Below are 22950 nucleotides of genomic sequence, written 5' to 3' on the forward strand. Positions count from 1 at the left end.
GCCGCGCGGCCGTTCCCCTTTGTGTGTCGGCCCGCTTTTTCGAGTTCGACCATGACCGACGCCCTGAACCTCGTCTTCGCCGAGACCCCGCTGAACCCGCTGGAGGTCGCGCTGAACGAAGCCCTGGCCTCGCCCGCCGACATGGGGATGTTCGAGGCCCTGCTGCTGGGCGACAACCTCTTCGCCGTCCCCACTCCGGGCAGCTTCGGCTCCGACCCCGCCGCCGGTTCGCGCATGATCCAGGCCGGCGAAGGGCTCAGCCTGCGCGGCATCCAGCTCAAGGACGGCCGCAACACCGTCGCCCTGTTCACCGACCCCAAGCGCGTCGCCCAGGTCTTCGGTGCCGACGCGGTCTTCATCGCCGTCCAGGGACACAACCTGTTCAACCTGCTTCAGGACGCCGTCATCCTCATCAACCCCGCCGCAGGCCGCGGCGTCATGATGACCCCTGACCAGATCAAGGCCATCCTGGCGCGGGCGCCGAAGAGGATTTGAGGGTTCAACCCACGGGTGGTTGCGCCGCATCCCTCGTGGGCTCAGTCTTCGCCGATGACCTCAGACGACGACCTTCCGCAAGACTGCATTGACTGGCTGGCGCGGGTGGATGTCGTGATCAAACGCGAGTGGTGCATCGACTCTAACGACGCGGGTTGGGCGCCCGAGGACGTGCTGCGCTATTGGCGGCGCGAGGAGACGCCCGAGGTGTTTGTGGACTGGCTCGCGGCGAAATACGCTGATTTCGTTTGAGAATTTTACTTCAAACTAATCATCGCGAGACGTTCGATCAGACGATCGCGAAGAATCGTGCGCGATACCTCTTCCGGTATTTCAAGATTCATTCCCTCAAACTCGCTATAGGGCGATGATTGGAGGTCTTTGTGGAGATGGATTTTTAGTGTTTCCGCATTGATCGTGAGAAGATCGCGATCGAACAATGTATGAATATCTCCGCGCATGAGTAGCGCGTTGTCTGCGACGTTGGTGTGCTGTCCCCGGTAGGGGACAATGTGTGCGGCCTCGAGCACCTGCTTTACGTTGCATTGGGAAACGACACATCTCCCGTTAAACCGTTTTAGCGCGGCATTGCGGAACTTTCCGCCACCTTGGCGGACGTAGATTTGAGCCTCTATGCGCTTTCGCGCATCCTCCGGCCCCATCGGGGTGCTTAGTTCAGAAGCAGCAGCATACGGAGCAAATCCAGCTTCATAGGTGATTTCAGAGCTAACCCCCTCAAAGGGTAGTTCGCCCGCATCATTGTAGCCTTGAAGTGAGAAGTGGTGGTTGCGGAAATCCACGACCTTCGCCAGTCCCCATACGCGATAGCGCACTGGAGATTTCGACTGCTCTTGGATCATTACTCCCACAGGAACATCGTCTCGGAGACAATCGAGCAGCGCCTTATTGGTAGCCATTCGGGCGGCTTTCGCAGGGTCTGTTCGTTCTTGGAAATATTGGTAGGTCCAAGAGCCGTCTGAAGCCCGCACCGGCGCATGGTCGTCGTAAGTGCTGCTCAGCGTTTGGCGGATGCTGACAGCGTGTATCCATCCAGCAGGCTTCTGAATCCCGGTCTGGGGATTGAAAATATGGATTCCGTTGACGGTCGGCGGTTTGCCTATGAGTTCGCCGCGCCGCGCGTCAAACCACTCCAAAACGCTTCGCTGTGTCGATGGAAGCGCCGCTAGGCGCTCCGAGAGCCTGCTCATGTGCGCCCTCGGGGAAAGCCTATTCCTACTTCGAGTTGGTTTTGGACCTCAATCATCCATCGCAGGTTAGCAATGGACCGTTTGGCAACGCTAGTGTCTCAGTCCGTCCTTGAAAAATACGCGAGAGTTAATCTTCAACCCGCGCTCGCCTGACGCGTAACCCTCTGATCCCGCTCGAACTCTCAAAAAATTTCGCCCTTCTTCCCCCCCTTAGGAAGCCCCACCCCCACACTATGCCCATCCCGTCGATGGGGAGGGCGTCGGATCCACGCTTCTCGACGACGGCGGGCTGTGGCCGAGCGATGAAGCCTGCGCGATGGAGAGTGCAGGGGTCCTCGAGGGCAGGGATGGATCCTGCCCGCTTGCTCGCCGCGCGTCCTCAGGAGCGGGCCGATGACGACCCTGATCGTTACGTCCGCCCCGCGTCGGGGTCAGCAATGGCGTCGGCGGATGATCCGGTAAGGCACTAAGGAGAAACGCCGCCAGCCGGAGGGACGTGTGGAAAACGGCCACGCGGGACGTCGCTCTCGTCGAAACGGTAAAACTACACACCGCACCGGGCGAGGCCCGGCGTCCCGCGCCCTTCCCATCACCGCTTCCGCCAGAAGCGGTGAAGACGCTTGCCCTCATTCCCCCTCTCCCGTCGGGAGAGGGACAACTGAGCCCCATCCCCCCATGCTCTCGGTCCGCCTCGTCTCCTACCGCTTCCGGAACCGCGTCGCCTCGGCGGCCATCTTCGAGCCCCAGTCATCGCCCGGCTCGTCCGGTCCGGGCTCGGGCTGGAAGGGCAGTTCGCCCGCCACGCCGCGCATCGCCAGCGCCAGGGGCAGGGCCCAGTGGCGGATCATGCGCAGGGGTTTGCGCTTGCTGTCCGTGACATCCCAGCCCTCGGCCTCGAAGGCGTCGGTCAGGTCGAAGCCATCCAGCTGTTCGATCCCGTCCCAGTCGTCCGGCAGGGCGACGGCTTCCGCCTCGTCGGGGGTCAGGCCGAAGGCGGCCTTGGCGGCCTCGGCGATCTCCGGGAACGCATCGCGATTGTCGGGATCGCCCACCGACGGCTTCATCAGCGCCTTCATCTCAAGGGCGTCCAGGCCGGGCAGGTCGATCAGGCGGCGAAGAGGGGCTTGGGTCATGGCCTCAGCCTGTAGGCTCTCAGTCGCCGAAGGTCACCACCGTCCGCACCGCCTCGCCCGCATGCAGGGCGTCGAAGGCGGCGTTGATGTCCTCCAGCCGGACCGTGCCGGTCAGCAGCCGGTCGACCGGCAGGCGCCCGTCGCGGAACAACTGGATGTAGCGGGGGATGTCGCGCGACGGGATGGCGGTGCCGATATAGCTGCCCTTCAGGGTCCGCTCCTCGGCGACCAGATTGACGACGTTCACCGCCAGCGCCGCCTCGGGCGGGGGCAGGCCGGCGGTGACGGTGGCGCCGCCGCGCTTCGTCATCTTCCACGCCGCCTCCAGCGCGCGGACCGAACCGGCCATCTCCAGCACGACGTCGGCTCCGCCGCCGGTCAGGGTGCGCACCTGCTCCACCGCATCCGCGTCGGCGGCGTTGACGGTCAGGACCGGCCCCAGCGAGCGGGCCAGCGCCAGCTTGTCCTCCGACAGGTCCACGGCCACGACCGGGCTGGCCCCCGAGGCCAGCGCGCCCAGCACGGAAGCGAGGCCGACCCCGCCCAGACCGACCACGGCCACCGACTGTCCGGCCCGGACCTGCGCCGTGTTCACCACCGCCCCGACGCCGGTCAGGACGGCGCAGCCGAACAAGGCCGCGTGCTCGAACGGCAGATCCTTCGGAACCTTGACCAGCGACCGGCGCGAGACCACGGCCTGGTCGGCGAAGGCCGAGCAGCCGAGGTGGTGATGCAGGTCACCCTCGGGACCATGCAGCCGGGTGCCGCCGCCCAACAGTTCGCCCCTGCCATTGGCCGCGGCCCCCGGCTCGCACAGGGCCGGGCGGCCCCCGGCGCAGGGCTGGCAGTGGCCGCAACTGGGCATGAAGACCATGACCACGTGATCGCCGGGGCTAAGGTCCTCGACGCCGGGCCCGACGGCCTCGACCACCCCCGCCGCCTCATGGCCCAGCGCCATCGGCATGGGGCGGGGCCGGTCGCCGTTGATGACGCTGAGATCCGAATGGCACAGGCCCGCCGCCTTGATGGCGACCAGCACTTCGCCGGCGCCCGGCGGGTCCAGCGTCACCGTCTCGATCGCCAGCGGTCGACTTTCGGCATAGGGCCGCGCGGCCCCCATGGCGCGAAGGACGGCGGCGCGGGTCTGGATCATGCTCATAACGATCACGCTAGGCGCTTGACGCCGCGTCCGCCAAGCCCGACCGTCGATATCGGAAGTGGGCGCAGACCCGCTCCACAGGGACGAAATCACCAGCCGAGGCTGCCTGTCGCAGCGAGGCGTCGCCGGAGTTCGAGCGTCCTCCGCGCTCAAGCAGCGAGCGACCGCGTCGCGAGCGGTAGCGCCCTCAACAAAGGGAGACCTTATGACCGGCACCATCGAACGCACGAAGCGCGGCGACTATCGCCGTTTCCAGCAGATTTCGACCCGCTGGATGGACAACGACGTCTACGGCCACGTGAACAACGTCGTCTACTATTCGTGGTTCGATACGGCGGTGAACCGGCTGCTGGTGGTCAATGGCGTGCTGGACATCCACAACGGCCAGACCATCGGTCTGGTGGCCGAGACGGGCTGCCGCTACTTCTCGCCGACGGCCTTCCCGGACGAGATCGAGGCGGGCGTCCGCGTCGCCCACGTCGGGACCAGCTCGGTCCGCTACGAGATCGCCCTGTTCCGCAACAACGAGCAGGACGCCGCCGCCGTCGGCTACTTCGTCCACGTCTATGTGGACCGCGAGACCAAGCGGCCGGTCAGCGTGGACGACAAGATGCGGGGGTTTCTGGAGAGCCTGAAGAGCTGACGCCCCTACGGGCGTCAGTCGTCCAGCCGGCCCATCAGCGCCAGCGCGCCCACGGCGGTCAGCACGCCGAGGGCGAAGGCGCCGATGACCGCGCCGGTGGCGACATAGGTCGAGACGGTCATGGGGCGCGCCTCGTACCACTCGACGATATCGGCCTCGTGCAGGTCGTCGTCGTGATAGCCCTCGGCTTCATAGATGGCGTCTTCGGCGGTCATGTGGGGGCTCCGTCTGCTGCGTTCGAAATGCCTGTAAAGCTCTACAGGTTCCTGAATCGTGACACCGTGTCCGCCATCGGCTAGATGCGGCGCCGAGTTTATCGCCTCGACGGGCGCTCAAGCAGCGAGCGGCCGCGCCGCGAGCGTTAGCGACCAAACATCAAGAGACCTACCCATGGCCGGCCATTCCAAGTTCAAGAACATCATGCACCGCAAGGGGCGCGCCGACGCCCAGCGTTCCAAGCTGTTCTCCAAGCTGTCGCGCGACATCACCGTCGCCGCCAAGTCGGGCATGCCCGACCCGGCCATGAACCCGCGCCTGCGTCTGGCGGTGAACAACGCCAAGGCCGAAAGCCTGCCCAAGGACGTCATCGCCCGCGCCATCAACAAGGCCTCGTCGGGCGACCTCGATACGATGGAAGAGGTCCGCTACGAAGGTCGCGGCCCGGGCGGCGTCGGCATTATCGTCGAGGCCCTGACCGACAACCGCAACCGCGCCGCCTCCAACATCGGCACCGCCTTCAAGAAGAATGGCGGGGCCCTGGGCGAGATGAACTCGGTCGCCTTCATGTGGGACAAGGTCGGCAAGATCGTCTACGCCGCCGAAGCCGGTTCGGAAGACGCCGTCATGGAGGCCGCCATCGAGGCGGGCGCCCAGGATGTCGAGAGCGATCTGGTCAAGCCGGACATCTATGAGGACGCGCCGGGCCACACCATCTGGACCGCCTACGAGGACCTGAACGAGGTGGCCGAGGCCATGTCAAAGGTGCTGGGCGACCCCAAGTCGACCGCCATCGTCTGGAAGCCCCAGTCGGAAGTGCCGGTCACCGGCGAGGCCGTCGGCGCCCTGTTCAAGCTTCTCGACGCCCTGGACGCCGAGGATGACGTCCAGAACGTCTATTCGAACGAGGACATCTCGGACGAAGACGCCGCCAAGTACGCGGGCTGATGGACCTCAACGGCGGCCGCCCTCCGATCCCTCTGATCGAGGAGCCGAGGCGTCCGCCGTGGAGGCTGATCGTCATCCTGACGGCCCTCGCGGTGATCGTCGCCTGGGTGATCTCCAACACCCGCACCACCTTCGACGACGAGGCCGAAGCGGTTCTGCCGGTCGCTGAGACCGGGGTCGAGGTGGTCGAGCGGGAAGAGCTGATCCCGGTCCGGCCGTTCGAGGACGAGCCTGCGCCGGATGCGCCCGTCCGCCTGCCGATCGAGGCGCACCGCTGGGCGCGGACGCCGCAGCCGGAGTATCCGGCCCCGCGCGCCGGAATGCCGTTGATGGCCCGGGTTGTCGTGACCTGCGTGATCCAGTCGGAGGGCCGCCTCGGCGACTGCGTCATCGTCAGTGAAGACCCGCCGGGCTACGGCTTCGGCGCCTCGGCCCTTAGCGCCGCCCGTCAGGCCCGGCTGGCCGACGGCGCCCGTCCCGGCGCGCGGATCACCTACACCACCCGCTTCATCCCGCCGGCGTAGGCGATTCAGGGCAAATAGGGTGCCTCCTCCTCCACCATCCAGCCGGAGTCATGGCTGATCGGACGGCCCGGGCGGCGCAGGCGGATCATGCTGTGCAGGGCGTCGCTCAACTCCATCAGTTGCTCGTCGGACAGTTCGACCGCGGCGCGGATCACCTCGGCCTTCAGGGCGGTGAAATTCTCCGGACACAGACAGCGTTCGGTGCAGTGGGGCATACGCAACTCCTAGAAACGGGCGGTGACGGCGAAGCCGAAACGCGAGCGACGGCCTTCAGGACGGGGATCGTCGACGGCGCGGGCGCCTTCGAGCTCGAGCATCACCCGGTCGGCGATGGCGATGCGGACGCCGCCGCCCGCGGAGGCCAGCCGGTCCGTGCGGTCGGCGAAGGGGCCGCGCGCATTGACTCGCGCCTCGCCCCCGTCAGCGAAGGCGTAGACCTCGCTGCCCGCGAAGGGACGGGGCGTGAACCCCGGCCGCCAGGCGGCCTCGACCTTGGCGCCGTAGCCGCTGTCGCCGACCAGCAGGCCCGAGCCGAAGCCGCGCCCGAAATCGGTTCCGCCCAGGCTGAACAGTTCCGCCGTCGGGGTCCGATCTTCCGAGTACTGAACAGCCACCGCGCCGCTGATCCGCACACTGCGCCCGAAGGCCTTGGCCGCATCGAGGCGGCCGTTGATCTTGGTGAAGTCGGCGTCGGTGAAGCCGTCGACCTCCGAGCCCAGCCCGTCGATGCCCCGGCTGAGCGTCAGGCTGGCGTTCAGGGTCGAGCCTGTCCCGATCTGGCCGAAGGCGGCGGAGGCGCGCAGGGCTCGGGTCTTCTCGGTCGCCCGCAGATTGCCGAACACGGCGTTGTCGCTATCCAGACTATCGATGCCCGCGCTCAGCACCAGATTCTGCCGATAGCTGCGGATCATCGGCCAGCTCAGCACGGCGCCCAGGGTGGTCGCGTCGCCGTTCAGTCCCTCGACCCGGGTGCGCAGCTTGCCGGCGGCCAGGCTGATCGCCATCCCGTCCGAGCCGATGGGCTGGCGGTGCGACAGGCTCAGGTACTGGAAATTCTCGGGATCGGTCGGGACGGTCAGGGCCAGCCGGGTCTGGTCGCCCATCCGGAAGCCGCCGTTCAGCGTCACCGCGCCGGTGATCTGGGTCCGGCCCAGAGTCTGCGAGCCGCGATTGTTCAGGTCGGTCTCGAACACCCAGCGGGTGAAGGAGATGTCAAAGCCCAGATCGGTCGCGCCGGGGGTGGCCGAGGGCGCGCTCTCCAAGGTCGTCTTCGCGCCGGGGATGTCGGCGATCAGCGACAGATAGCGTTCCGCCGTCTGGCGGGTCAGCGGCGCTTCGGCGGCCAGTCGTCCGGCGTAGCGTCGCATCAGCTCAACATCGGGGCGGGTGTCGCCGTAGATGGCCACGCGCCCGACCCGGCCCGGGGCGGCGGTGATGCGCAGCAGGCCTGAGGCCGACTCGCGCGCATCTATGGCCACGATGGGTAGGGCGGCGCGATTGCCCAGGGCGGCGCTGACGGCGGCGCGCAGCCGGGCCAGGCCTTGGGCATCCAGCGTCTGGCCGACGAAGGGATCGGTCGCGGCGCGGATCTCGTCCGCCACCACCGGCGGGGTGCGGATATCCACGGCGCGCAGCACGAAGGGCGCGAGAGGCTCTTCGGCCGGGACCGGCTCCGCGGGCGTCGGGGCCTGCGCCGGGTCGGGCAGGGGTTGGGCGCGGTCCAGTCGGCCGCGATCGACGATCAACCCGTCCTGGGGTCCGTCGGGGGCCGTCATCAGCACGGCGGCCAGCACGGCGGGCGCGATGATCATTCAGTATTCCTTGTCAGAGAAGAGCGAGAGGCGGACGGCGCCGAGGAGGCGCGGCGCCGTCCGTCGTCCGGTCTCAGTTGCCGCCGGTTCCGCCGCCGGGGCGGAGACCGCCCAGCAGACCGCCGATCGGGTTGGAGCCGCCAGTGGCGCCGCCGCCCAGCAGACCGCCCAGCGGATTGGCTCCACCGGTCGCGCCGCCGTTCAGCAGGCCGCCGACCGCGCCGGTGACGCCGTTGACCAGACCGCCGACGGGACTGGCTCCCGTCGCGCCCGTGGTTCCGGCCACGCCCAGACCGACCGGCTGGCCGTTCGACAGGACGTTGCCGGTGACCGCCGTGCCCGAGGCGCCGCCCGGAGACAGCACGTTCAGATCAATGGCGGGATTGCCGCTGCTGGAGCCCAGCACCTGATTGCCGCCGACGGTCAGGCCCAGCAGGCCGTTGGCCGGCCCGGAGGCGGTGCCGACCGCGGTGGTCGGGGTGCCGGTGCTGACCGTCGCCACCTGTCCGCCGGACAGGACGCCGACGGTGGCGACCGAGCCGGTCTGCTGCGTCGGCGACAGGACGCTGACACCCAGAGGACCGCCCGAGCCGCCGGCGCCGAGGACCGTGCGGTCGCCGACGGTGACGCGGCCCAGCGGATCGGCCAGGTCGTTCAGGCCCGAGGTTTCGCCCAGGCTGGTCAGGCCGCCGATCAGGCCGCTGCCCAGACCGGGCGCGCCGGGCGTTCCGGGGCCGCCGGGAGCGCCGGGAGCGCCGGGAGCGCCGGGTTCGCCGGGGGCGCCCGGTTCACCGGGTGCGCCCGGGGCGCCCTGTCCGCCGTCGGAGCCGAAGCCGCCTCCGCCGCCGAAAGAATAGGATCGATTGCCGTTGCAGCCTGCCGCCATGAGCGCGGCGGCAATGCCGCAGCAAATCAAGACCTTGTTAGCGCTGGAGGTTGTGTGAGCCATGGTATTCTCCTTTCCCGAGCCGAAAAGGAGCGGCCCCTCTGGTCGGTTCCAAGAGGGTTGCAAGTAATCACGCCTTCGTGATCAAGTTAGGAAAACGGTAATATCTCGTTAACCAGAACAATTCAGTCGTCCCGCCGATTCAAACTGCAACGCTGAATGTATTTGTTGATGTTGCTGTAAGTGTTGATTTCAGCTTTGCCGTACAAGTGTCGGCAATTGGACTTAATTGGCGTAAATTTTGACCAGTTCGAACAAGAAGTCCCGGCCTTCATACAGCGACCGCGCGCGAATGCGCTCATTCAGCCCGTGCACTCCGCCCCCGTCCGGGTCGGCGAACAGGCCGGTGACGCCATAGGTCGGGATGCCGGCCGCATTGGTGAAGCGCCCGTCGGTGGCGCCGGGGCTCATCGACGGCACCACGGGAACGCCCGGCCAGAGCTCGCCCGCGACGCGCCGGATCGGATCGACGATGTCGGGGCTCAGCGGCGGGGGCGGCGAGGTCGGGTCGATGTTGCCGGGGATGGTCACCGCTATGCCGGGGTCCGCCAGAACGCGCTCCAGCTCCGCCTGGATCGTTCGAGGATCATGGCCCGGCAGGATGCGGCAGTTCACATTGGCGACCGCGCTCTGGGGCAGGGCGTTGGGCGCATGGCCGGCGTCGACCATGGTCGCCACGCAGGTGGTGCGCAGCACCGCGTTCCACGCCGGATCGGCGCCCGACAGGCGCATCGCCGCCGCCTGCATCTGTCGCGGGTCGCCCGCGCCGATGGCCCTCATGTCGGCGGCGTGCGTCGGATTGGTCGTGGCCAGGGCGGCGAAATAGGCCTTCACGGCCTCGTTCGGTTCGGTCGGGAAGGTGTGGGCACCCAGCCGGGTCAGGGCGGCGGACAGGCGATAGATGGCGTTGTCCGGCACGGGGCGGGACGAGTGCCCGCCGGGATTTTCGATTTCCAGCCGATAGTCCTGATAGATCTTCTCGCCCGCCTGGATCTCCAAGGCGATGCGATGGCCCTGCGCGTCCAGCCGTCCGCGCGCGCCCTCGTTCAGGGCGAAGCCCGCCTGCAGGGCGTCACGGTGGTGCGCCAGCAGCCACGACACGCCGTTGAAGGTGTCCGAGGTCTCCTCGCCGCAGGTCAGGGCGATCTTGATGTCCCGGCGCGGGGTGAAGCCCCCGGCCTTCAGCCGGATCAGGGTGTCCACCCAGATCGCCGCCTGCGCCTTATCGTCCTGCGCGCCGCGAGCGTAGAAATAGCCGTTCTCCTCGACGAGGGTGAACGGGTCGCGCTCCCAGTCCTCGCGCTTCGCCTCGACCACATCGATATGGGCCAGCAGCAACAGGGGCGCGGCGGTCGGGTCGGCGCCGCGCAGCACCGCCGCCAGATTGCCGTCCTTCGGCCGCTCCGTCGGGACCAGCACCCGCACATCTGACGCCGGATAGCCGGCCGCCAGCAGCCGCGCCGCCATCCGCTCGGACGCCAGGGTGCAACTGCCTTCCGACAGGGTCGTATTGGTCTCGATCAGCTCTTCGTACAGGTCGCGAAAGGCCTGCCGGTCCGGACCCGCCTCCTGCGCCTTCGCCTGCCGCGCGACGGCCAGGGCCACGATGGCGGCGAAGATGGCCAGCAGGACGACGGCGATGATCATCCCCTCCTTGCGGTGGGCCTTGCGCATGGCGGCGTAGCCGGCCTCGTCCAGCCAGTAGCGCCCGCCGACCTCATGCACCGTCTTGCGCCGGAGCAGCCGCTTCAGCGCCGCGCGTCCGAACCAGCGATCCGGAACCAGCGGCACGGCCTTGTCGGGGCTCAGCGCCTCGGCGGCGCGGAGGGCCTCGATCAGTTTCCGCTCGGCCCTCTGGGCGGCGGCCATGGCGACGGCGGGTCCGGCGGAGTAGGTCATGACGTGCTCCTGTGCGCACAGGACGCTAATCCGGTCCGGGACGTCTGTCTCTGGCGTTGCCATGAGGCCCTCGGACCGGCCAGGATAGGCGCGGGGGGACCGCATGACGCACAGCTACGACGACCACGCCGAACTGCGGCCTCGGACCCGGGCCGAGCGGAACACCGCGCTCGCCGTCGGCGCCGTGATAGCGGTCGCCGGGACGGTGTCGCTGATCCATCTGGTCGACCAGTACGGCAAGGCCGGGCCCTACCGCGAAGCCCGCGCCGCCGAAAGCGAGCGCGCGCGCCAGGAACGGGAGGCTGAGCGCGAACGTCGTGAGGCGGCTGAGGAGGCCCGCGGCCGTATCGGCAGCGGCGAGTCCCTGCCGCCCGCGCTCTCGGTCGAACCCGCAAATCCCACCCTGCCGAGCGGCGCTGTTCGCCTCGAAGACCTGCCGCCCGAGAAGCGCCGCGAGATCGAACGCCTGCTGGCCGAGCAGCGGGCGCGGACGCCCTTGTCCTCGACCGTCCGTCCGGCCCAGCCCCTGCGCTGGTCCGTCCCGCCCAGCTGGCCCACGGTGCGCGGCGACGCCTTCCCCGAGGGGGTGTCGGAAATGAGCGTCCAGTTCCGCTGCCGGGTCACCCGCAGCGGTCTGCTGTCGGACTGCGCCTCCACCGAACAGCCCGCGGGCACGGGTCTCGCCGCCCGCGTGCGCCCGGCGCTGGATCGGGCGCGGGCCGAACCGGTCAGGATCGACGGACAGGTCGTCGAGAGCCGCATCAGCTTCGGCGTCGCCTTCACCGCGCCCATGCGCCGCCTCGTCGTGCCCCCGCCCCCGCCGCCCGAGGCTGACGCGCCGCCCGCCTATGTGCCGACCTCGCCCCTGCCGTCGGCGGACCGTCTGACCACCCCGCCGCCGGTCCCCGCGCCCGAGGGCTGAGCCGGAACCGCCACGCTCAGCCGCCGTTGCTCGAGCATGACCCTGAGCGACCTGCCCGGCTTCACCCTGCCCCTGCTGGCCGCCGTCATCGCGGGCGGGCTCATCGGCTTCGAACGGGAGTGGCGCGGACGGGCGGCGGGCTTCCGCACCCACATCCTCGTCTGCCTGGCCTCGGCCCTGCTCATGGAGCTGGCGGTGTCGCAGGCGGCCTGGCGCTTCCTGCCGATCGAGGGCGCCCAGATCGTCGCCGATCCAGCCCGCATGGCCCATGGCGTCCTGACCGGCATCGGTTTCCTCTGCGCCGGGGTGATCTTCCGCGCGGGCTTCTCGATCCATGGCCTGACCACGGCGGCCTCGCTCTGGACCACGGCGGCCATCGGCCTGCTGTTCGGGGCGGGCCTCTATGGTCTGGGCGCGGTCGGGACGACGCTGACCGTCGTCATCCTGATCATCCTGCGGGTGGTCAGCCTTCGTCTGCCGCAGAAGTCGGTGGTCGATGCCCAAATCGTCTGGCGGCGCGACGCGACCGGAGCCGAGGACCGGATCGAGGCGGCTCTGGCGGGAATCCATCGGTCCTCCCGCGCCGACCATTTCGAACTGCTGGACGGCGGCCAGACACTGCGCCGCAGCTTCCGCTTCAAGATCGAAGGCGAGCCCGCGCTCAAGGCCCTCGCCGTCCGTCTGCGGGGCATCGACGGCGTCATCGGCTATTCGCTCGATCCGCGCGACGACTGACCTTCGCTTGATCGGAACCGCGAGACGGGCCTAGGCTCAGGATTCGTCAGTTTGCGGAGCGAATTTCCTTGATGAATTGGGATCTGGTCTGGCCGGTTCTGGCGGCCATGACGGCCGGGGGGCTGATCGGCGTCGAGCGCACCTACCACGGCCACCCTGCGGGGTTCCGCACCCACATCCTCGTCTGCCTGACCAGTTGCGTGCTGATGCTGGCGGCCATGCACCAGGCGACCTGGGCCTTCACCGCCCTGCCGGGCCAGAATGTCGTGGTCGATCCCACCCGCATGTCGCATGGCCTGCTGACCGGCATCGGCTTCCTCTGCGCGGGCGTGATCTTCCGTGAGGGCTTCTCGGTCCACGGCCTGACCACGGCGGCGTCCCTGTGGGTCACTTCGGCCATCGGCGTGTTGTTCGGCGTCGGCATGCTGCCGCTGGCCCTGCTGGCGGCGGGCGCGACCCTGGCGGTGCTGGGCGTCCTGCGTCTGGCGGATGCGAAGCTGCCCCACATCGGGGTCATGGACGTCACGCTGAAGTGGCGGCGCAACGCGGCGCCGGGCGAAGCGCGGGTCCGCAACCTGCTCAGCGATTCCGGCATGAAGGCGGTCCGCCTCGGCCATGTCGTCTCGCAGGACGGCAAGCTGCACGAGCATCATCTGAAGGTGAAAGGCCCCATGCCGCTCGATATCGACGGTCTGGTCGAACGCCTTGGGTCAGAGGAGGGGCTGGCTGGCTTCTCGGTCATGCCGAGGGATGAGTGACCTAGGTGCAGAAGGCGACGGCGGCGTCCACGAACACCGCCAGCCCGTTCCGGCTCCATAGCCACAGGCCCAGCCCCGCCAGCAGGGCCAGTCCGGCGCCGATGATCAGCTTGCGGGTCATTCCGCCGGGACCGTTTCACGCCCGACCAGCGGGGCCTCGCGGATCGGCAGGTTCGCCGCCGCCGCCAGCAGGCCCAGCGCGATCGAGACCAGCCAGATCAGCAGGTAGGAGCCGGTCGCGTCGAAGGCTACGCCCGCCAGCCAGGCGCCCAGGAACGCCCCGACCTGATGGCTCAGGAAGACGATCCCGCCCAGCGCCGACAGGTGCCGCAGGCCATAGATCTGCGCCACCAGCCCATTGGTCAGCGGCACGGTCCCCAGCCACAGGAAGCCGAAGGTGGCGGCGAAGGCCAGCACGCTGATCGGTGAGATCGGAACCAGAAGGAAGGCCACGATGGTCGCCGCCCGCAGCGCGTACAGCAGGGCCAGCAGTCCCTTCTTCGAATGCTTCGAGCCCCACGCGCCCCACAGCCACGACCCGGCGATGTTGAGCAGGCCGATCAGCGCCAGCGACCACGCGCCGACTTCGGCGGGCAGGCCCTGATCGCGGATGTAGGACGGCAGGTGGGTGCCGACGAAGGCGATGTGGAAGCCGCAGACGAAGAAGCCCGCGTTCAGCAGCCAGAACGACCGGTCATTGAACGCCTCCTTCAGCGCCTGCCTGATGGGCGGGCCGTCCTGCTCGCTGATCGACGCGGGCGGCTTGCCCGCCACGCCCAGCGCCAGCGGGATGATCAGCACGATCAGTCCGCCCAGCACCGCCAGCGTCAGCCGCCAGTCCAGCGTATCCAGAAGGCCCTGCGCCGCCGGGACGACCAGGAACTGGCCGAACGATCCGCCCGCCGTGACGATGCCGAAGGCCAGGGTCCGCTTGTCCGCAGGGACGATCTTCCCGACCGCGCCCAGAATGACGGTGAAGGTGCAGCCCGCCATGGCCAGGCCGACCAGGGCGCCGAAGCCGATGGCCAGCCCCAGGGCGTTCGCCGCCGTCGCCGCCACCATCATCCCGACGGCGTAGACCGCCGCCCCGACCACGGCGACCTTGCCCGCCCCGTGCCGGTCCGCCCACGCCCCGACGAAGGGCTGCAGCAGGCCGAACAGCAGGTTCTGCCCCGCCACGATCAGGCCGAAGGTCTGGCGGTCCACCTGCAGCTCCAGCCCCAGCGGGCCGAGGAACAGGCCGAACGACTGCCGAACCCCCATCGACAGGGTTACGATCACCGCCCCGGTCAGGATCATGATCCAGACCCGGCTCGACAGTTTTGACGAGACGGCTTCAGACATGGATCTCGACTTCCTTCAGCAGGGCGATCAGGGCGGCTTCGCGCTCGCCCAGGGTTTCGGACACCTTCGCCTGCGCGGTCCGCCAGTGGGGCAGGGCGTCGTTCATTTTCTCGAGGCCTGCGGGCGTCAGGGCGAACTTCTGGCCGCGCGCGCCCTCGTCCGTCGCCGCCCCGACCCAGCCCTGCTTCACCAGCGGCTGCAGTGTCCGCCACAGGGCGCTCTTCTCATGCGCGGTCGCCTCGGCCAGTTCGACAAGCGTCGGCCGCTCCATCCGCGACAGGGTCCGCAGCACCGAGAACTGGGTCACGGTGATCCCCACCGGCGCCAGCGCCTCGTCATACAGCCGAGTCAGGGCGCGGGAGGTGCGTCGCAGGCGACCGCAGATGCAGGGGGCGGTGTCTTCCATTGCATATGCAAAACACAGCAACATTGCATATGCAATCCATTTGGCGGGCGTCCGGTCATTGTCCGTTAGGCATCTCTCGGGCAAAAGGGAACGGATGGCGAACGAAGCGACTCGGATCATCGGGCTGGACCCCGGCCTCAGACGCACCGGATGGGGCGTGATTTCGGCCGAGGGCTCACGCCTGCGCTGGATCGCCCACGGCGTGGTCGCCCCGCCCGAGAACGCCCCCTTCGCCGAGCGCCTGCTGCACCTGCTGGACGCCGTCACCGCCATTTGCGGCGACTACGGCTGCGAGGAGGCGGCGGTCGAGGAGGTCTTCGTCAACGTGAACCCGTCCTCGACGCTGAAGCTCGGCCACGCCCGCGCCGCCGTCATGCTGGCTCCGGCGAAGTGCGGCCTGCCGGTCGCGGAATATTCGCCCAATCTGATCAAGAAGGCGGTGGTCGGCGCCGGCCACGCCGACAAGAGCCAGATCGCCTTCATGGTGAAGCGCCTGCTGCCGACCTGCGGCGACGCCAAGGCCGACGCCGCCGACGCCCTGGCGGTCGCCATCACCCACGCCCAGCTGCGCAAGCGGGCCCTGCTTATTCCTCCCCGCACGGGGGAGGGGGACCGCGTAGCGGTGGAGGGGTCGTTCCGAGCGCTCCGTCCCGCGTCTGACGCCCCTCCGTCACGACGCGCGAGCGCGTCGCGCCACCTCCCCCAGCGGGGGAGGACCGCATGATCGGACGTCTGCGCGGCGTTCTGGCCGAGGTCGAACAGGATCACTGCCTGCTGGACTGCATGGGCGTCGGCTATGTCGTGGCCTGTGGCGCGCGCACGCTCGGCCGTCTCCCGGCGCCCGGCGACGAGGCGACCCTGCACATTCATTCCCAGTGGAGCGAGGACGCCGGTCCGCGCCTCTACGGCTTCCTGACCCGCGACGAGCGCCGGGCCTTCACCACCATGCTGGCCATCCAGGGCGTCGGCCCCAAGGCCGCGCTGGGCGTGCTCGACGTCCTGCCGCCCGGCGAACTGGCCTCCGCCGTCGCGCGCGAGGACAAGGCAGCGGTCGCCCGCGCCAACGGCGTCGGCCCCAAGCTGGCCCTGCGCATCGTCACCGAACTCAAGGGCAAGGCGCTGGGCGAGGCGTCCTTCACCCCGACCGCGCCCGGCGTCCATGTCGAGGCCGCCGTCGCCGCCCCGGTCCCCAGCCTCACGGGCGAGGCCGTCTCGGCCCTGCTCGGCCTCGGCGTCGCCGAGACCAGCGCCCGCCGCGCCGTTGATCAGGCGCTCATCCGTCTGGGCGAAGAGGCTGACCTGTCGGCGGTGATCCGCGCGGCCCTGCAGGAGCTGGGGCGGTGAGGGAGTGGCGAGTGGCGAGTGGCGAGTGGCGAGAAAGCTGCGGTGATGTCGCGGGCGCCTGCCTGCGCCTCGTTATGAGCGGAGCTTTCCGTTCGCTCCACGCCCACTCGCCACTCGGCACTCGCTACTCGCCACTGGCCGCCCGATGACCGACGACCGCATCATCTCCCCCGAAGCCGCCCCCGGCGAGGCCTACGATCGCGCCCTGCGTCCCCAGACCCTGTCCGAGTTCGTCGGGCAGGAGCAGGCCAAGGGCAATCTGCAGGTCTTCATCAACGCCGCCCGCAATCGGGCCGAGGCGCTGGACCACGTCCTGCTGTTCGGCCCTCCTGGTCTCGGCAAGACGACCCTCGCCCAGATCGTCTCGCGCGAGCTCGGCGTCGGCTTCCGCGCCACGTCCGGCCCCATTCTCGCCAAGCCCGGCGATCTGGCGGCCATCCTGACCAATCTCGAACCGCGCGATGTGCTGTTCATCGACGAGATCCACCGCCTCAGCCCGCAGGTGGAGGAGATCCTCTATCCGGCGATGGAGGACCACGTCCTCGACCTGATCATCGGCGAGGGGCCGTCGGCGCGCTCGGTCCGCATCGATCTGGCGCCCTTCACCCTGGTCGGTGCCACCACCCGCGCGGGCCTGCTGGCCACGCCGCTGCGCGACCGCTTCGGCATTCCGCTGCGGCTGGAGTTCTACACCCCGCAGGAGCTGACCCGCGTGGTCATCGGCACGGCGCGCAAGATGGGCGCGGCCATCACCGAGGACGGCGCCTTCGAGGTCGCCTCGCGCTCGCGTGGCACCCCCCGCATCGCCGGTCGCCTGCTGCGCCGGGTGCGCGACTTCGCCGACGCCGAGGGCGCGCCCGCCATCGACAAACTGGTCGCCGCCCGCGCCTTGGCCCGGCTCGAGATCGACGAGGTCGGTCTGGATTCCAACGACCGCCGCTTCCTCAAAGCCCTTATCGAGAACTACGGCGGCGGCCCCGTCGGCATGGACACCCTCGCCGCCGCCATCGCCGAGGCGCGCGATGCGGTGGAGGATGTGATCGAGCCCTATCTGCTCCAGCAGGGCTTCATCCAGCGCACGCCGCGCGGCCGCATGGCCTGCGCCCGCGCCTACAGCCATCTCGGCCTGTCCGAACCGCCCAAGATCCCGCAAGCGGGCGACCTGTTCGGGGGGAAGTAGGATCTAGATCCAGCACCCGGCCAGCGACATCGTTGCGATGAAGGCCCAGCCCAGTGTGATCGGAAACAGGCCTGTCGCCAGAACGATCGCAAACCATCGCGCCCGCGGGAAAATGATGGCGGTGACGATCCCTAGCCCCGCCTCGATGATGGCGAGGATTAGCGGGGCGTTGTTGATCGGGCGCTCGACGCATGAACCTGGCGGGAGGGCGAAAACCGCCTGCAGGGTCGCGATGACGACGAGCGGCGCTAGCAGCAGCACGATGATGTCCAGGTACGGACGCCAGACCGGCTTGCGCCATGGATATAGAAGCGCCGCGATGCCGATCCCCAGCACCGCGACAAACACAAGACCGATGAGGAGCATTGGGTTTTCCCCCGAACGGGCAGCCTAGCTTGCTTCCGTCACGCCGCAAATCTCTGCATGGTTCGATCAAGGAGGCCGCATGGCGAAACGCACAATCCGCGTCGACCGTTTGATCACCGTTCTGGGCGGGGCGGTGATCCTGCTCGGCGTCCTGCTGCTCTGGCTGGTCAGCCGCAACGCCTTTGGTCCGTCTGAGCCCACGCCTGAAGAGCGCGCCCAGGCCCAGGTGCATCGGCTGGTCGGTCGCCACGCCCGCGTCACCTATACCGAGACCGGCCGCCGTCGCGCGGTCTGCGGCTACATCCGCAACGGCGAGGAGGTGGTCGCCTTCGTCTCGCGCCCCAACCGCCTGATGCTGGAAACCGATCCGCTGAAGCAGGAGTTCGACCAGCTCCAGGGCGACCTCTGCCCCGGCTTCCTTAAACGTCACGGGGACCTCGTCCGATGACCGACCGCCCCACCGTCGGCCGCTTCGAGGGGCGCGAGCATCGCCTGCCGGTCCGCGTCTATTACGAGGACACCGACTTCACCGGTCTGGTCTATCACGCCAACTATGTCCGCTATTTCGAGCGCGGGCGGTCGGACTGTCTGCGCCTGATGGGCATCGGCCATGCCGAGCTGCTGGACGGCGAGCACCCGTCGGCCTTCGTCGTCTCCAAGATGAACCTGACCTTCCTCAAGCCCGCCCGCATCGATGACGAACTGGTCGTCCGCACCTGGTATCAGGCGGTGAAGGGACCGCGCCTGCTGATCGCGCAGGAGATCGCACGGGGCGAGGACGCCCTCTGCAGGGCCGAGGTCGAGGTGGTCTGCATCCACATGGACGGTCGCCCGCGTCGCCCGACCAAGGCCCTGCAGGAGAAAGTCAGCCCCTGGCTGGCCGCCGAACAGCCTGTCAGGCGAACCCCGGTGCGATAGCGAACCTGTCATGTGCACAAGCGTGACCGTGTCGCTAGAAGGTCGCTTAACCGTCTGACGACACCTGACTCGCCACACAACCGCCACGCCCGTCCGCTGCACAGGACGGACACGGAAGGACGTTTGAATGACTATCGCCGCCGACCCCTCGATGCTGAATCCCGTTGAACTGTTCATGCGGGCCGATTTTGTCGTGAAGGCCATCATGGTGGGCCTGATCGTGGCCTCGGTCTGGTCGTGGGCGGTGATCATCAGCAAGGCCTTCAGCTTCGCCTCGCTGAACGGTCAGGCCAACGCCTTCGAGGACGCGGTCGGCTCGGGCCGGTCGCTGGAAGAGATCGCCGCCCAGGCCGGTCCCACCCCCTCGCACCCCTTGCCGCGCATGCTGGTCATCGCGCTCAGCGACTGGCGCGAGGCGCGCACCCGCGGGCCGCTGACCGAGGGGCAGGGCAACCTGCTGGTCTCCCGCATCGACCGCGCGCTGGACAGCCTGATCGCCCGTGAGAGCCAGCGGGTCGAGAATGGTCTGGGCGTGCTGTCGGTGGTCGCCACCTCCTCGCCCTTCATCGGCCTGTTCGGCACGGTCTGGGGGATCATGAACGCCTTCGGCGCCATCGCCTCGGCGGGCAACACCAATCTGACGACCGTGGCCCCGGCCATTTCGGAAGCCCTGTTCGCCACCGCCATCGGTCTGTTCGCCGCCATCCCGGCCTATATCGCCTATAACAAATTCTCGATCGACGCGGGCAAGTTCACCGGCCGTCTGGAGAGCTTCGCCGACGACCTGCAGGCCGCCGTGGCCCGCCGTCTGGGCGCGCCGGCCTCGTCCGACCCGCGCCGGGAGGCCTGAGCCATGGCCATGAGCGGAACAGGCGGCGGCGGACACGTCCGCGGTCGTCGCCGGGCGCGCAAGCGTCCCCTGAGCGAGATCAACGTCACCCCCCTGGTCGACGTCATGCTGGTGCTGCTGATCATCTTCATGATCTCGGCGCCCCTGCTGACGACCGGCGTCGAGGTCGAGCTGCCGAAGACGGAGGCCAGTTCGGTCGATACCGAAAGCCAGCCCGTCACCGTCTCCATCAAGGAGAATGGCGAGATCTTCGTCGGCGACGGCGAAGTGCGCTGGGACCAGCTGGTCCTGCGCGTGGCCCAGGAAGGCGGCGCCGATGCGCGTGAGAAGCCGATCTTCATCCGCGCCGACGGCCGTGCGCCGTATCAGGCCGTGGCCCGCGTCATGGCTCGGCTGTCATCGGAAGGCTTCACCAAGCTGAACCTGATCACCGAAACCGCCCCGACCGGGGAGGGCTGACCGCGTGGATCGGCCCGTAACAGGTCTGGTCGGCGCCCTTGTGGTGCACGCCCTCATCGGCGGCGCCCTGCTGTGGATGGTGCTGTTCGCGCCGCCCGCGCCCCCGCGCCTGCCGGTCGACAACGCCGTGCCGGTGCAGATCGTCTCCGAAAACATCGTGCTGGGCGGTCCGGTCGACAATCCGAGCGAGGAACTGGTCACCGAGGACGCCGCGACCGCGCCGGTCGAGACCGTGGCCGAGCCGACGCCGCCCGAGCCCACGCCTCCGCCGCCCGCGCCGACGCCCCGGCCCACGCCGCCGCGTCCGACCCCGCGCCCGACGCCCCAGCCGCCGCGTCCCACGCCGCAGCCGCCACGCCCGCAACAGCCCCAGCCTCCGCGTCAGCAGGCCCCGCGCCCGCAGCCGGGCCTGAACCTCGATGACCTCGCCGGTCCGACGCGTCCCAGCCCCAATCGCGGCCAGCGCGCGCCCACCGGCGGCGGGGCCTCGGGCACGGCGTCCCAGACCTCGGGACCGCAGGTCACGGCGATGTTCCAGCAGATCATCCCGAACTGGATCCTGCCGTGCGACGTGCCGGAGGCCCGCAACCTGCGCATCCAGATGGACGTGACCCTGTCGCGTGACGGGCGGATCGTGTCGGGGCCGACCCTGATCTCGCCGCGCTCGGATCCGGTCTGGCGCGCCGCCGCCGACGCCGCCGTACGCGCCCTGCGCCAGACCGCCCCCTTCGACGTGCCGTCCAACTTCACCGGCGGCGCCTACCGTCCGACCTTCAACACCGAGGAGGCCTGCCGGAACCGGTAGGGAAGGGGCATGCTGGAGGTCATTCTCGCATTGCAGATCTTCGGACAGGACGCGGCTCCCGTGGCCGAGGTCACCCGAGGCCCTGTGATGCCGCAATTCGCTCGGGAGGTTGAGCCGCATCGGTCATTGGCCTGCGATCAGCCGGAGGTTCGGCGCCACCGGGTGCAGTTCGACGTCGCCCTGGATCGCACCGGCCGGATCGTTGCGGGCCCGACGCCGGTCAATTCGCAGGACGATCCAGCGTGGCGGGCGGCGGCTGAGTCCGCGCGGCGGGCCTTGATCATGGCCGCGCCGTTTGAGGTTCCTCCGGGCTATGCCGGAGGCCGATATCGGCCAACCTTCATGTCGGACGCCGCTTGCGACGCGGCTGACGAACCCTGACGGGGCCTGAAAGTCGCCCCAATCACGGCCATGCTGGCCATAACTGACCGGTTCGGTGACAAGAACCGGCACACGTCTTGAACTTGCGGGAGCTCCTGATGCGATTGAACCGACTTCTGGCCAGCGTCGCCATCGTCGCCATGACGGCGACCTCGGCCTCGGCCCAGACGCCCGCCGGGCAGCCTCAGTCGCAGGCGCCCGTCGAGGTCGAGATCAATCAGGGCGTCCTGCGCCCGATGCAGATCGCCGTCGCCGACTTCGGCGGTCAGAACGGGGGTGACCTTTCAGGCGTGATCCGCGCCGACCTGCGCCGTTCGGGCTATTTCGAGCCGCTGGATCCGGCCTCCTTCGTCGAGACTGGTCTAACCCTGGCCAACGCCCCCAACTTCCCGCAGTGGACCTCGATCGGCGCCCAGGCGGTGCTCTACGGCTCGGTCACCCCGCGCGCGGACGGCCGCAACGACTTCGGCTTCCGCCTCTACGACCCCTATCGCCAGTGCCAGCTGGTCGCCTACCAGTTCACCGCCACGCCCGAGCAGTGGCGCCGGATCGGTCACAAGATCGCCGACCTGGTCTATCAGCGCATGACCGGCGAGAGCGGCTTCTTCGACAGCCGCGTGCTGTTCGTGTCCGAGAGCGGCACCCAGCTCAATCGCCTGTCGCGCCTCGCGATCTCGGATCAGGACGGCTACAACCCGATCTATCTGACTCCGGGCGACGAGGTGATCATGTCGCCCCGCTTCTCGCTCAGCGATCCGAACGAGATCACCTATGTGGCGCTCGGCAAGGACTACAGCCGGATCTATCTCTACAACCTGCAGACCGGGCGCCGTGAGAGCCTGGGCGAGTTCGATGGTCAGGTGCTGGCGCCGCGCTTCTCGAACGACGGGACCAAGATGGCCTTCTCGATCATTCGGGGCGGCAATACCGACGTCTATGTGATGGACCTGTCCAGCCGTCAGGTGCGTCGCCTGACCACCGATCCGGGCATCGACACCTCGCCGTCGTTCAGCCCGGACAACAGCCAGATCGTCTTCACCTCGGACCGCTCGGGATCGGCCCGCCTCTACACCATGCGCGCCGACGGCACGGGCCAGCGCCCGATCTCGCGCGGCGGCGGCCTCTACACGGCCCCGACCTGGAGCCCGCGCGGGGACCTGATCGCCTTCACCAAACAGGCGGGCGGTCGCTTCTCGACCGGCGTCATGGCCACCGACGGCTCGGGCGAGCGCATCCTGTCGTCCAGCTTCTTCGAGGAAGGCCCCACCTGGGCGCCCAACGGCCGCTACATCATGTTCGCGCGCCAGAGCCCGGGCGGCGACACCCGTCTGTGGACCGTCGATCTGTCGGGCCGGGTGGTCAATCAGGCCGGTTACGGCGGCCGCGGCACCGACCCGGCGTGGTCGCCCCTGCTGGATCAGCAGCCCAGCCGTCTCGGCGCCTCCGGCCCGGACGCCTGTCCCTCCTAGATCACAAGCGGAGCCTTTCGGCTCACTACCG

General features: G+C 68.7%; 28 protein-coding genes and 1 pseudogene. 18 read left to right on the plus strand and 11 right to left on the minus strand.

Going from position 1 to position 22950, the window contains the following annotated elements; genetic code table 11:
- The first annotated feature begins 51 nt into the window (after nt 1–51).
- Both ACTIEF_RS13055 and ACTIEF_RS13060 read left to right on the plus strand, forming a co-directional pair.
- Complete coding sequence (locus ACTIEF_RS13055) at nt 52–495, plus strand: SseB family protein (protein ID WP_439472574.1); 444 nt, start codon at nt 52–54, stop codon at nt 493–495.
- A gap of 54 nt (nt 496–549) precedes the next feature.
- Nucleotides 550–747: a hypothetical protein gene (locus ACTIEF_RS13060; RefSeq protein ID WP_439472575.1), complete on the plus strand. Its 198-nt coding sequence runs from the start codon at nt 550–552 to the stop codon at nt 745–747.
- A gap of 5 nt (nt 748–752) precedes the next feature.
- On the opposite strand, the gene ACTIEF_RS13065 is transcribed toward ACTIEF_RS13060, so the two are convergent.
- The 3 genes from ACTIEF_RS13065 to ACTIEF_RS13075 all read right to left on the minus strand — a co-directional run bounded on the left by ACTIEF_RS13065 (nt 753) and on the right by ACTIEF_RS13075 (nt 3989).
- The gene (locus ACTIEF_RS13065) at nt 753–1703 is read right to left on the minus strand and encodes an HNH endonuclease (protein ID WP_439472576.1); all 951 of its coding nucleotides are present in this window, start codon (nt 1701–1703) and stop codon (nt 753–755) included.
- A 698-nt stretch (nt 1704–2401) separates the two neighbouring features.
- Nucleotides 2402–2836, minus strand: coding sequence for a hypothetical protein (locus ACTIEF_RS13070; RefSeq protein ID WP_439472577.1), 435 nt, complete (start codon nt 2834–2836; stop codon nt 2402–2404).
- Between the two features lie 19 nt (nt 2837–2855).
- On the minus strand, nt 2856–3989 hold the full coding sequence (locus ACTIEF_RS13075; protein ID WP_439472578.1) for a zinc-dependent alcohol dehydrogenase family protein: 1134 nt from the start codon (nt 3987–3989) through the stop codon (nt 2856–2858).
- Nucleotides 3990–4200: 211 nt separating this feature from the next.
- Between ACTIEF_RS13075 and ACTIEF_RS13080 the strand changes: the two genes are divergently transcribed.
- A complete protein-coding gene (locus tag ACTIEF_RS13080; protein ID WP_439472579.1) occupies nt 4201–4638 on the plus strand; it encodes an acyl-CoA thioesterase in 438 nt (145 codons plus the stop codon).
- 14 nt (nt 4639–4652) lie between these two features.
- Here ACTIEF_RS13080 and ACTIEF_RS13085 read toward each other — a convergent pair whose 3' ends face one another.
- Nucleotides 4653–4853 (minus strand): hypothetical protein, encoded by a 201-nt coding sequence (locus ACTIEF_RS13085; RefSeq protein WP_439472580.1) that lies wholly within the window; start codon nt 4851–4853, stop codon nt 4653–4655.
- Between the two features lie 175 nt (nt 4854–5028).
- Here ACTIEF_RS13085 and ACTIEF_RS13090 point away from each other — a divergent pair, with 175 nt between their 5' ends.
- Together ACTIEF_RS13090 and ACTIEF_RS13095 are read left to right on the plus strand one after the other, a co-directional pair.
- Nucleotides 5029–5802 carry a YebC/PmpR family DNA-binding transcriptional regulator gene (locus ACTIEF_RS13090; protein ID WP_439472581.1) on the plus strand — a complete coding sequence of 258 codons (774 nt, stop codon included), beginning with the start codon at nt 5029–5031 and terminating at the stop codon, nt 5800–5802.
- Nucleotides 5802–6326: a TonB family protein gene (locus ACTIEF_RS13095; RefSeq protein WP_439472582.1), complete on the plus strand. Its 525-nt coding sequence runs from the start codon at nt 5802–5804 to the stop codon at nt 6324–6326. Before ACTIEF_RS13090 ends, ACTIEF_RS13095 begins: the two co-directional genes overlap by 1 nt.
- A gap of 5 nt (nt 6327–6331) precedes the next feature.
- Here ACTIEF_RS13095 and ACTIEF_RS13100 read toward each other — a convergent pair whose 3' ends face one another.
- The 4 genes from ACTIEF_RS13100 to ACTIEF_RS13115 form a co-directional block, all read right to left on the minus strand.
- Nucleotides 6332–6541 carry a hypothetical protein gene (locus tag ACTIEF_RS13100; protein WP_439472583.1) on the minus strand — a complete coding sequence of 70 codons (210 nt, stop codon included), beginning with the start codon at nt 6539–6541 and terminating at the stop codon, nt 6332–6334.
- A 9-nt stretch (nt 6542–6550) separates the two neighbouring features.
- Complete coding sequence (locus ACTIEF_RS13105) at nt 6551–8137, minus strand: ShlB/FhaC/HecB family hemolysin secretion/activation protein (protein WP_439472584.1); 1587 nt, start codon at nt 8135–8137, stop codon at nt 6551–6553.
- Nucleotides 8138–8210: 73 nt separating this feature from the next.
- A complete protein-coding gene (locus ACTIEF_RS13110; protein WP_439472585.1) occupies nt 8211–9086 on the minus strand; it encodes a hypothetical protein in 876 nt (291 codons plus the stop codon).
- Between the two features lie 222 nt (nt 9087–9308).
- The gene (locus ACTIEF_RS13115) at nt 9309–10730 is read right to left on the minus strand and encodes a M20/M25/M40 family metallo-hydrolase (protein WP_439472676.1); all 1422 of its coding nucleotides are present in this window, start codon (nt 10728–10730) and stop codon (nt 9309–9311) included.
- 355 nt (nt 10731–11085) lie between these two features.
- On the opposite strand from ACTIEF_RS13115, the gene ACTIEF_RS13120 reads away from it, so the two are divergent.
- The 3 genes from ACTIEF_RS13120 to ACTIEF_RS13130 all read left to right on the plus strand — a co-directional run bounded on the left by ACTIEF_RS13120 (nt 11086) and on the right by ACTIEF_RS13130 (nt 13397).
- Entirely contained in the window at nt 11086–11904 is an 819-nt protein-coding gene (locus tag ACTIEF_RS13120; RefSeq protein ID WP_439472586.1) for a hypothetical protein, read from the plus strand.
- Nucleotides 11905–11940: 36 nt separating this feature from the next.
- Nucleotides 11941–12639 carry an MgtC/SapB family protein gene (locus ACTIEF_RS13125; protein WP_439472587.1) on the plus strand — a complete coding sequence of 233 codons (699 nt, stop codon included), beginning with the start codon at nt 11941–11943 and terminating at the stop codon, nt 12637–12639.
- A gap of 71 nt (nt 12640–12710) precedes the next feature.
- On the plus strand, nt 12711–13397 hold the full coding sequence (locus tag ACTIEF_RS13130) for an MgtC/SapB family protein (protein WP_439472588.1): 687 nt from the start codon (nt 12711–12713) through the stop codon (nt 13395–13397).
- Between the two features lie 117 nt (nt 13398–13514).
- Here ACTIEF_RS13130 and ACTIEF_RS13135 read toward each other — a convergent pair whose 3' ends face one another.
- Both ACTIEF_RS13135 and ACTIEF_RS13140 read right to left on the minus strand, forming a co-directional pair.
- A complete protein-coding gene (locus ACTIEF_RS13135) occupies nt 13515–14741 on the minus strand; it encodes an MFS transporter (RefSeq protein ID WP_439472589.1) in 1227 nt (408 codons plus the stop codon).
- Nucleotides 14734–15147 (minus strand): MarR family winged helix-turn-helix transcriptional regulator, encoded by a 414-nt coding sequence (locus ACTIEF_RS13140; protein ID WP_439472590.1) that lies wholly within the window; start codon nt 15145–15147, stop codon nt 14734–14736. The genes ACTIEF_RS13135 and ACTIEF_RS13140 overlap by 8 nt, the downstream gene beginning before the upstream one ends.
- Before the next feature lie 94 nt (nt 15148–15241).
- Between ACTIEF_RS13140 and ruvC the strand changes: the two are divergent.
- From ruvC to ruvB, 3 genes and pseudogenes are all read left to right on the plus strand, one after another.
- Nucleotides 15242–15730: pseudogene (ruvC, locus tag ACTIEF_RS13145) on the plus strand (crossover junction endodeoxyribonuclease RuvC); the annotation flags it as partial.
- Nucleotides 15731–15867: 137 nt separating this feature from the next.
- Nucleotides 15868–16491 (plus strand): Holliday junction branch migration protein RuvA, encoded by a 624-nt coding sequence (gene ruvA, locus ACTIEF_RS13150; protein WP_439472591.1) that lies wholly within the window; start codon nt 15868–15870, stop codon nt 16489–16491.
- A 145-nt stretch (nt 16492–16636) separates the two neighbouring features.
- Entirely contained in the window at nt 16637–17671 is a 1035-nt protein-coding gene (gene ruvB / locus ACTIEF_RS13155; protein ID WP_439472592.1) for a Holliday junction branch migration DNA helicase RuvB, read from the plus strand.
- A gap of 3 nt (nt 17672–17674) precedes the next feature.
- Here the strand turns inward: ruvB and ACTIEF_RS13160 are convergent, their stop codons facing one another.
- Complete coding sequence (locus ACTIEF_RS13160; RefSeq protein ID WP_439472593.1) at nt 17675–18037, minus strand: hypothetical protein; 363 nt, start codon at nt 18035–18037, stop codon at nt 17675–17677.
- Nucleotides 18038–18116: 79 nt separating this feature from the next.
- Between ACTIEF_RS13160 and ACTIEF_RS13165 the strand changes: the two genes are divergently transcribed.
- The 7 genes from ACTIEF_RS13165 to tolB all read left to right on the plus strand — a co-directional run bounded on the left by ACTIEF_RS13165 (nt 18117) and on the right by tolB (nt 22919).
- Nucleotides 18117–18485, plus strand: a complete 369-nt coding sequence (locus tag ACTIEF_RS13165) for a hypothetical protein (RefSeq protein ID WP_439472594.1) — start codon at nt 18117–18119, stop codon at nt 18483–18485.
- Nucleotides 18482–18955, plus strand: a complete 474-nt coding sequence (gene ybgC, locus ACTIEF_RS13170; RefSeq protein ID WP_439472595.1) for a tol-pal system-associated acyl-CoA thioesterase — start codon at nt 18482–18484, stop codon at nt 18953–18955. Before ACTIEF_RS13165 ends, ybgC begins: the two co-directional genes overlap by 4 nt.
- Before the next feature lie 127 nt (nt 18956–19082).
- Entirely contained in the window at nt 19083–19805 is a 723-nt protein-coding gene (tolQ, locus tag ACTIEF_RS13175) for a protein TolQ (protein ID WP_439472596.1), read from the plus strand.
- Nucleotides 19806–19808: 3 nt separating this feature from the next.
- Nucleotides 19809–20264: a protein TolR gene (gene tolR / locus ACTIEF_RS13180; RefSeq protein WP_439472597.1), complete on the plus strand. Its 456-nt coding sequence runs from the start codon at nt 19809–19811 to the stop codon at nt 20262–20264.
- Between the two features lie 4 nt (nt 20265–20268).
- Complete coding sequence (locus ACTIEF_RS13185; protein ID WP_439472598.1) at nt 20269–21069, plus strand: hypothetical protein; 801 nt, start codon at nt 20269–20271, stop codon at nt 21067–21069.
- A 9-nt stretch (nt 21070–21078) separates the two neighbouring features.
- A complete protein-coding gene (locus ACTIEF_RS13190) occupies nt 21079–21450 on the plus strand; it encodes a hypothetical protein (protein ID WP_439472599.1) in 372 nt (123 codons plus the stop codon).
- Between the two features lie 98 nt (nt 21451–21548).
- A complete protein-coding gene (tolB, locus tag ACTIEF_RS13195; RefSeq protein WP_439472600.1) occupies nt 21549–22919 on the plus strand; it encodes a Tol-Pal system beta propeller repeat protein TolB in 1371 nt (456 codons plus the stop codon).
- Nucleotides 22920–22950 lie beyond the last annotated feature (31 nt).

Source organism: Brevundimonas sp., assembly GCF_051858995.1.
GTDB lineage: Bacteria > Pseudomonadota > Alphaproteobacteria > Caulobacterales > Caulobacteraceae > Brevundimonas.

What these genes read in the sequence shown, in the direction of transcription:
- ACTIEF_RS13055 (WP_439472574.1), top strand. Translation starts at nt 52, where the DNA reads ATGACCGACGCCCTGAACCTCGTCTTCGCCGAGACCCCGCTGAACCCG.
- ACTIEF_RS13060 (WP_439472575.1), top strand. Translation starts at nt 550, where the DNA reads ATGACCTCAGACGACGACCTTCCGCAAGACTGCATTGACTGGCTGGCG.
- ACTIEF_RS13065 (WP_439472576.1), bottom strand. Translation starts at nt 1,703, where the DNA reads ATGAGCAGGCTCTCGGAGCGCCTAGCGGCGCTTCCATCGACACAGCGA.
- ACTIEF_RS13070 (WP_439472577.1), bottom strand. Translation starts at nt 2,836, where the DNA reads ATGACCCAAGCCCCTCTTCGCCGCCTGATCGACCTGCCCGGCCTGGAC.
- ACTIEF_RS13075 (WP_439472578.1), bottom strand. Translation starts at nt 3,989, where the DNA reads ATGATCCAGACCCGCGCCGCCGTCCTTCGCGCCATGGGGGCCGCGCGG.
- ACTIEF_RS13080 (WP_439472579.1), top strand. Translation starts at nt 4,201, where the DNA reads ATGACCGGCACCATCGAACGCACGAAGCGCGGCGACTATCGCCGTTTC.
- ACTIEF_RS13085 (WP_439472580.1), bottom strand. Translation starts at nt 4,853, where the DNA reads ATGACCGCCGAAGACGCCATCTATGAAGCCGAGGGCTATCACGACGAC.
- ACTIEF_RS13090 (WP_439472581.1), top strand. Translation starts at nt 5,029, where the DNA reads ATGGCCGGCCATTCCAAGTTCAAGAACATCATGCACCGCAAGGGGCGC.
- ACTIEF_RS13095 (WP_439472582.1), top strand. Translation starts at nt 5,802, where the DNA reads ATGGACCTCAACGGCGGCCGCCCTCCGATCCCTCTGATCGAGGAGCCG.
- ACTIEF_RS13100 (WP_439472583.1), bottom strand. Translation starts at nt 6,541, where the DNA reads ATGCCCCACTGCACCGAACGCTGTCTGTGTCCGGAGAATTTCACCGCC.
- ACTIEF_RS13105 (WP_439472584.1), bottom strand. Translation starts at nt 8,137, where the DNA reads ATGATCATCGCGCCCGCCGTGCTGGCCGCCGTGCTGATGACGGCCCCC.
- ACTIEF_RS13110 (WP_439472585.1), bottom strand. Translation starts at nt 9,086, where the DNA reads ATGGCTCACACAACCTCCAGCGCTAACAAGGTCTTGATTTGCTGCGGC.
- ACTIEF_RS13115 (WP_439472676.1), bottom strand. Translation starts at nt 10,730, where the DNA reads ATGATCATCGCCGTCGTCCTGCTGGCCATCTTCGCCGCCATCGTGGCC.
- ACTIEF_RS13120 (WP_439472586.1), top strand. Translation starts at nt 11,086, where the DNA reads ATGACGCACAGCTACGACGACCACGCCGAACTGCGGCCTCGGACCCGG.
- ACTIEF_RS13125 (WP_439472587.1), top strand. Translation starts at nt 11,941, where the DNA reads ATGACCCTGAGCGACCTGCCCGGCTTCACCCTGCCCCTGCTGGCCGCC.
- ACTIEF_RS13130 (WP_439472588.1), top strand. Translation starts at nt 12,711, where the DNA reads ATGAATTGGGATCTGGTCTGGCCGGTTCTGGCGGCCATGACGGCCGGG.
- ACTIEF_RS13135 (WP_439472589.1), bottom strand. Translation starts at nt 14,741, where the DNA reads ATGTCTGAAGCCGTCTCGTCAAAACTGTCGAGCCGGGTCTGGATCATG.
- ACTIEF_RS13140 (WP_439472590.1), bottom strand. Translation starts at nt 15,147, where the DNA reads ATGGAAGACACCGCCCCCTGCATCTGCGGTCGCCTGCGACGCACCTCC.
- ruvA (WP_439472591.1), top strand. Translation starts at nt 15,868, where the DNA reads ATGATCGGACGTCTGCGCGGCGTTCTGGCCGAGGTCGAACAGGATCAC.
- ruvB (WP_439472592.1), top strand. Translation starts at nt 16,637, where the DNA reads ATGACCGACGACCGCATCATCTCCCCCGAAGCCGCCCCCGGCGAGGCC.
- ACTIEF_RS13160 (WP_439472593.1), bottom strand. Translation starts at nt 18,037, where the DNA reads ATGCTCCTCATCGGTCTTGTGTTTGTCGCGGTGCTGGGGATCGGCATC.
- ACTIEF_RS13165 (WP_439472594.1), top strand. Translation starts at nt 18,117, where the DNA reads ATGGCGAAACGCACAATCCGCGTCGACCGTTTGATCACCGTTCTGGGC.
- ybgC (WP_439472595.1), top strand. Translation starts at nt 18,482, where the DNA reads ATGACCGACCGCCCCACCGTCGGCCGCTTCGAGGGGCGCGAGCATCGC.
- tolQ (WP_439472596.1), top strand. Translation starts at nt 19,083, where the DNA reads ATGACTATCGCCGCCGACCCCTCGATGCTGAATCCCGTTGAACTGTTC.
- tolR (WP_439472597.1), top strand. Translation starts at nt 19,809, where the DNA reads ATGGCCATGAGCGGAACAGGCGGCGGCGGACACGTCCGCGGTCGTCGC.
- ACTIEF_RS13190 (WP_439472599.1), top strand. Translation starts at nt 21,079, where the DNA reads ATGCTGGAGGTCATTCTCGCATTGCAGATCTTCGGACAGGACGCGGCT.
- tolB (WP_439472600.1), top strand. Translation starts at nt 21,549, where the DNA reads ATGCGATTGAACCGACTTCTGGCCAGCGTCGCCATCGTCGCCATGACG.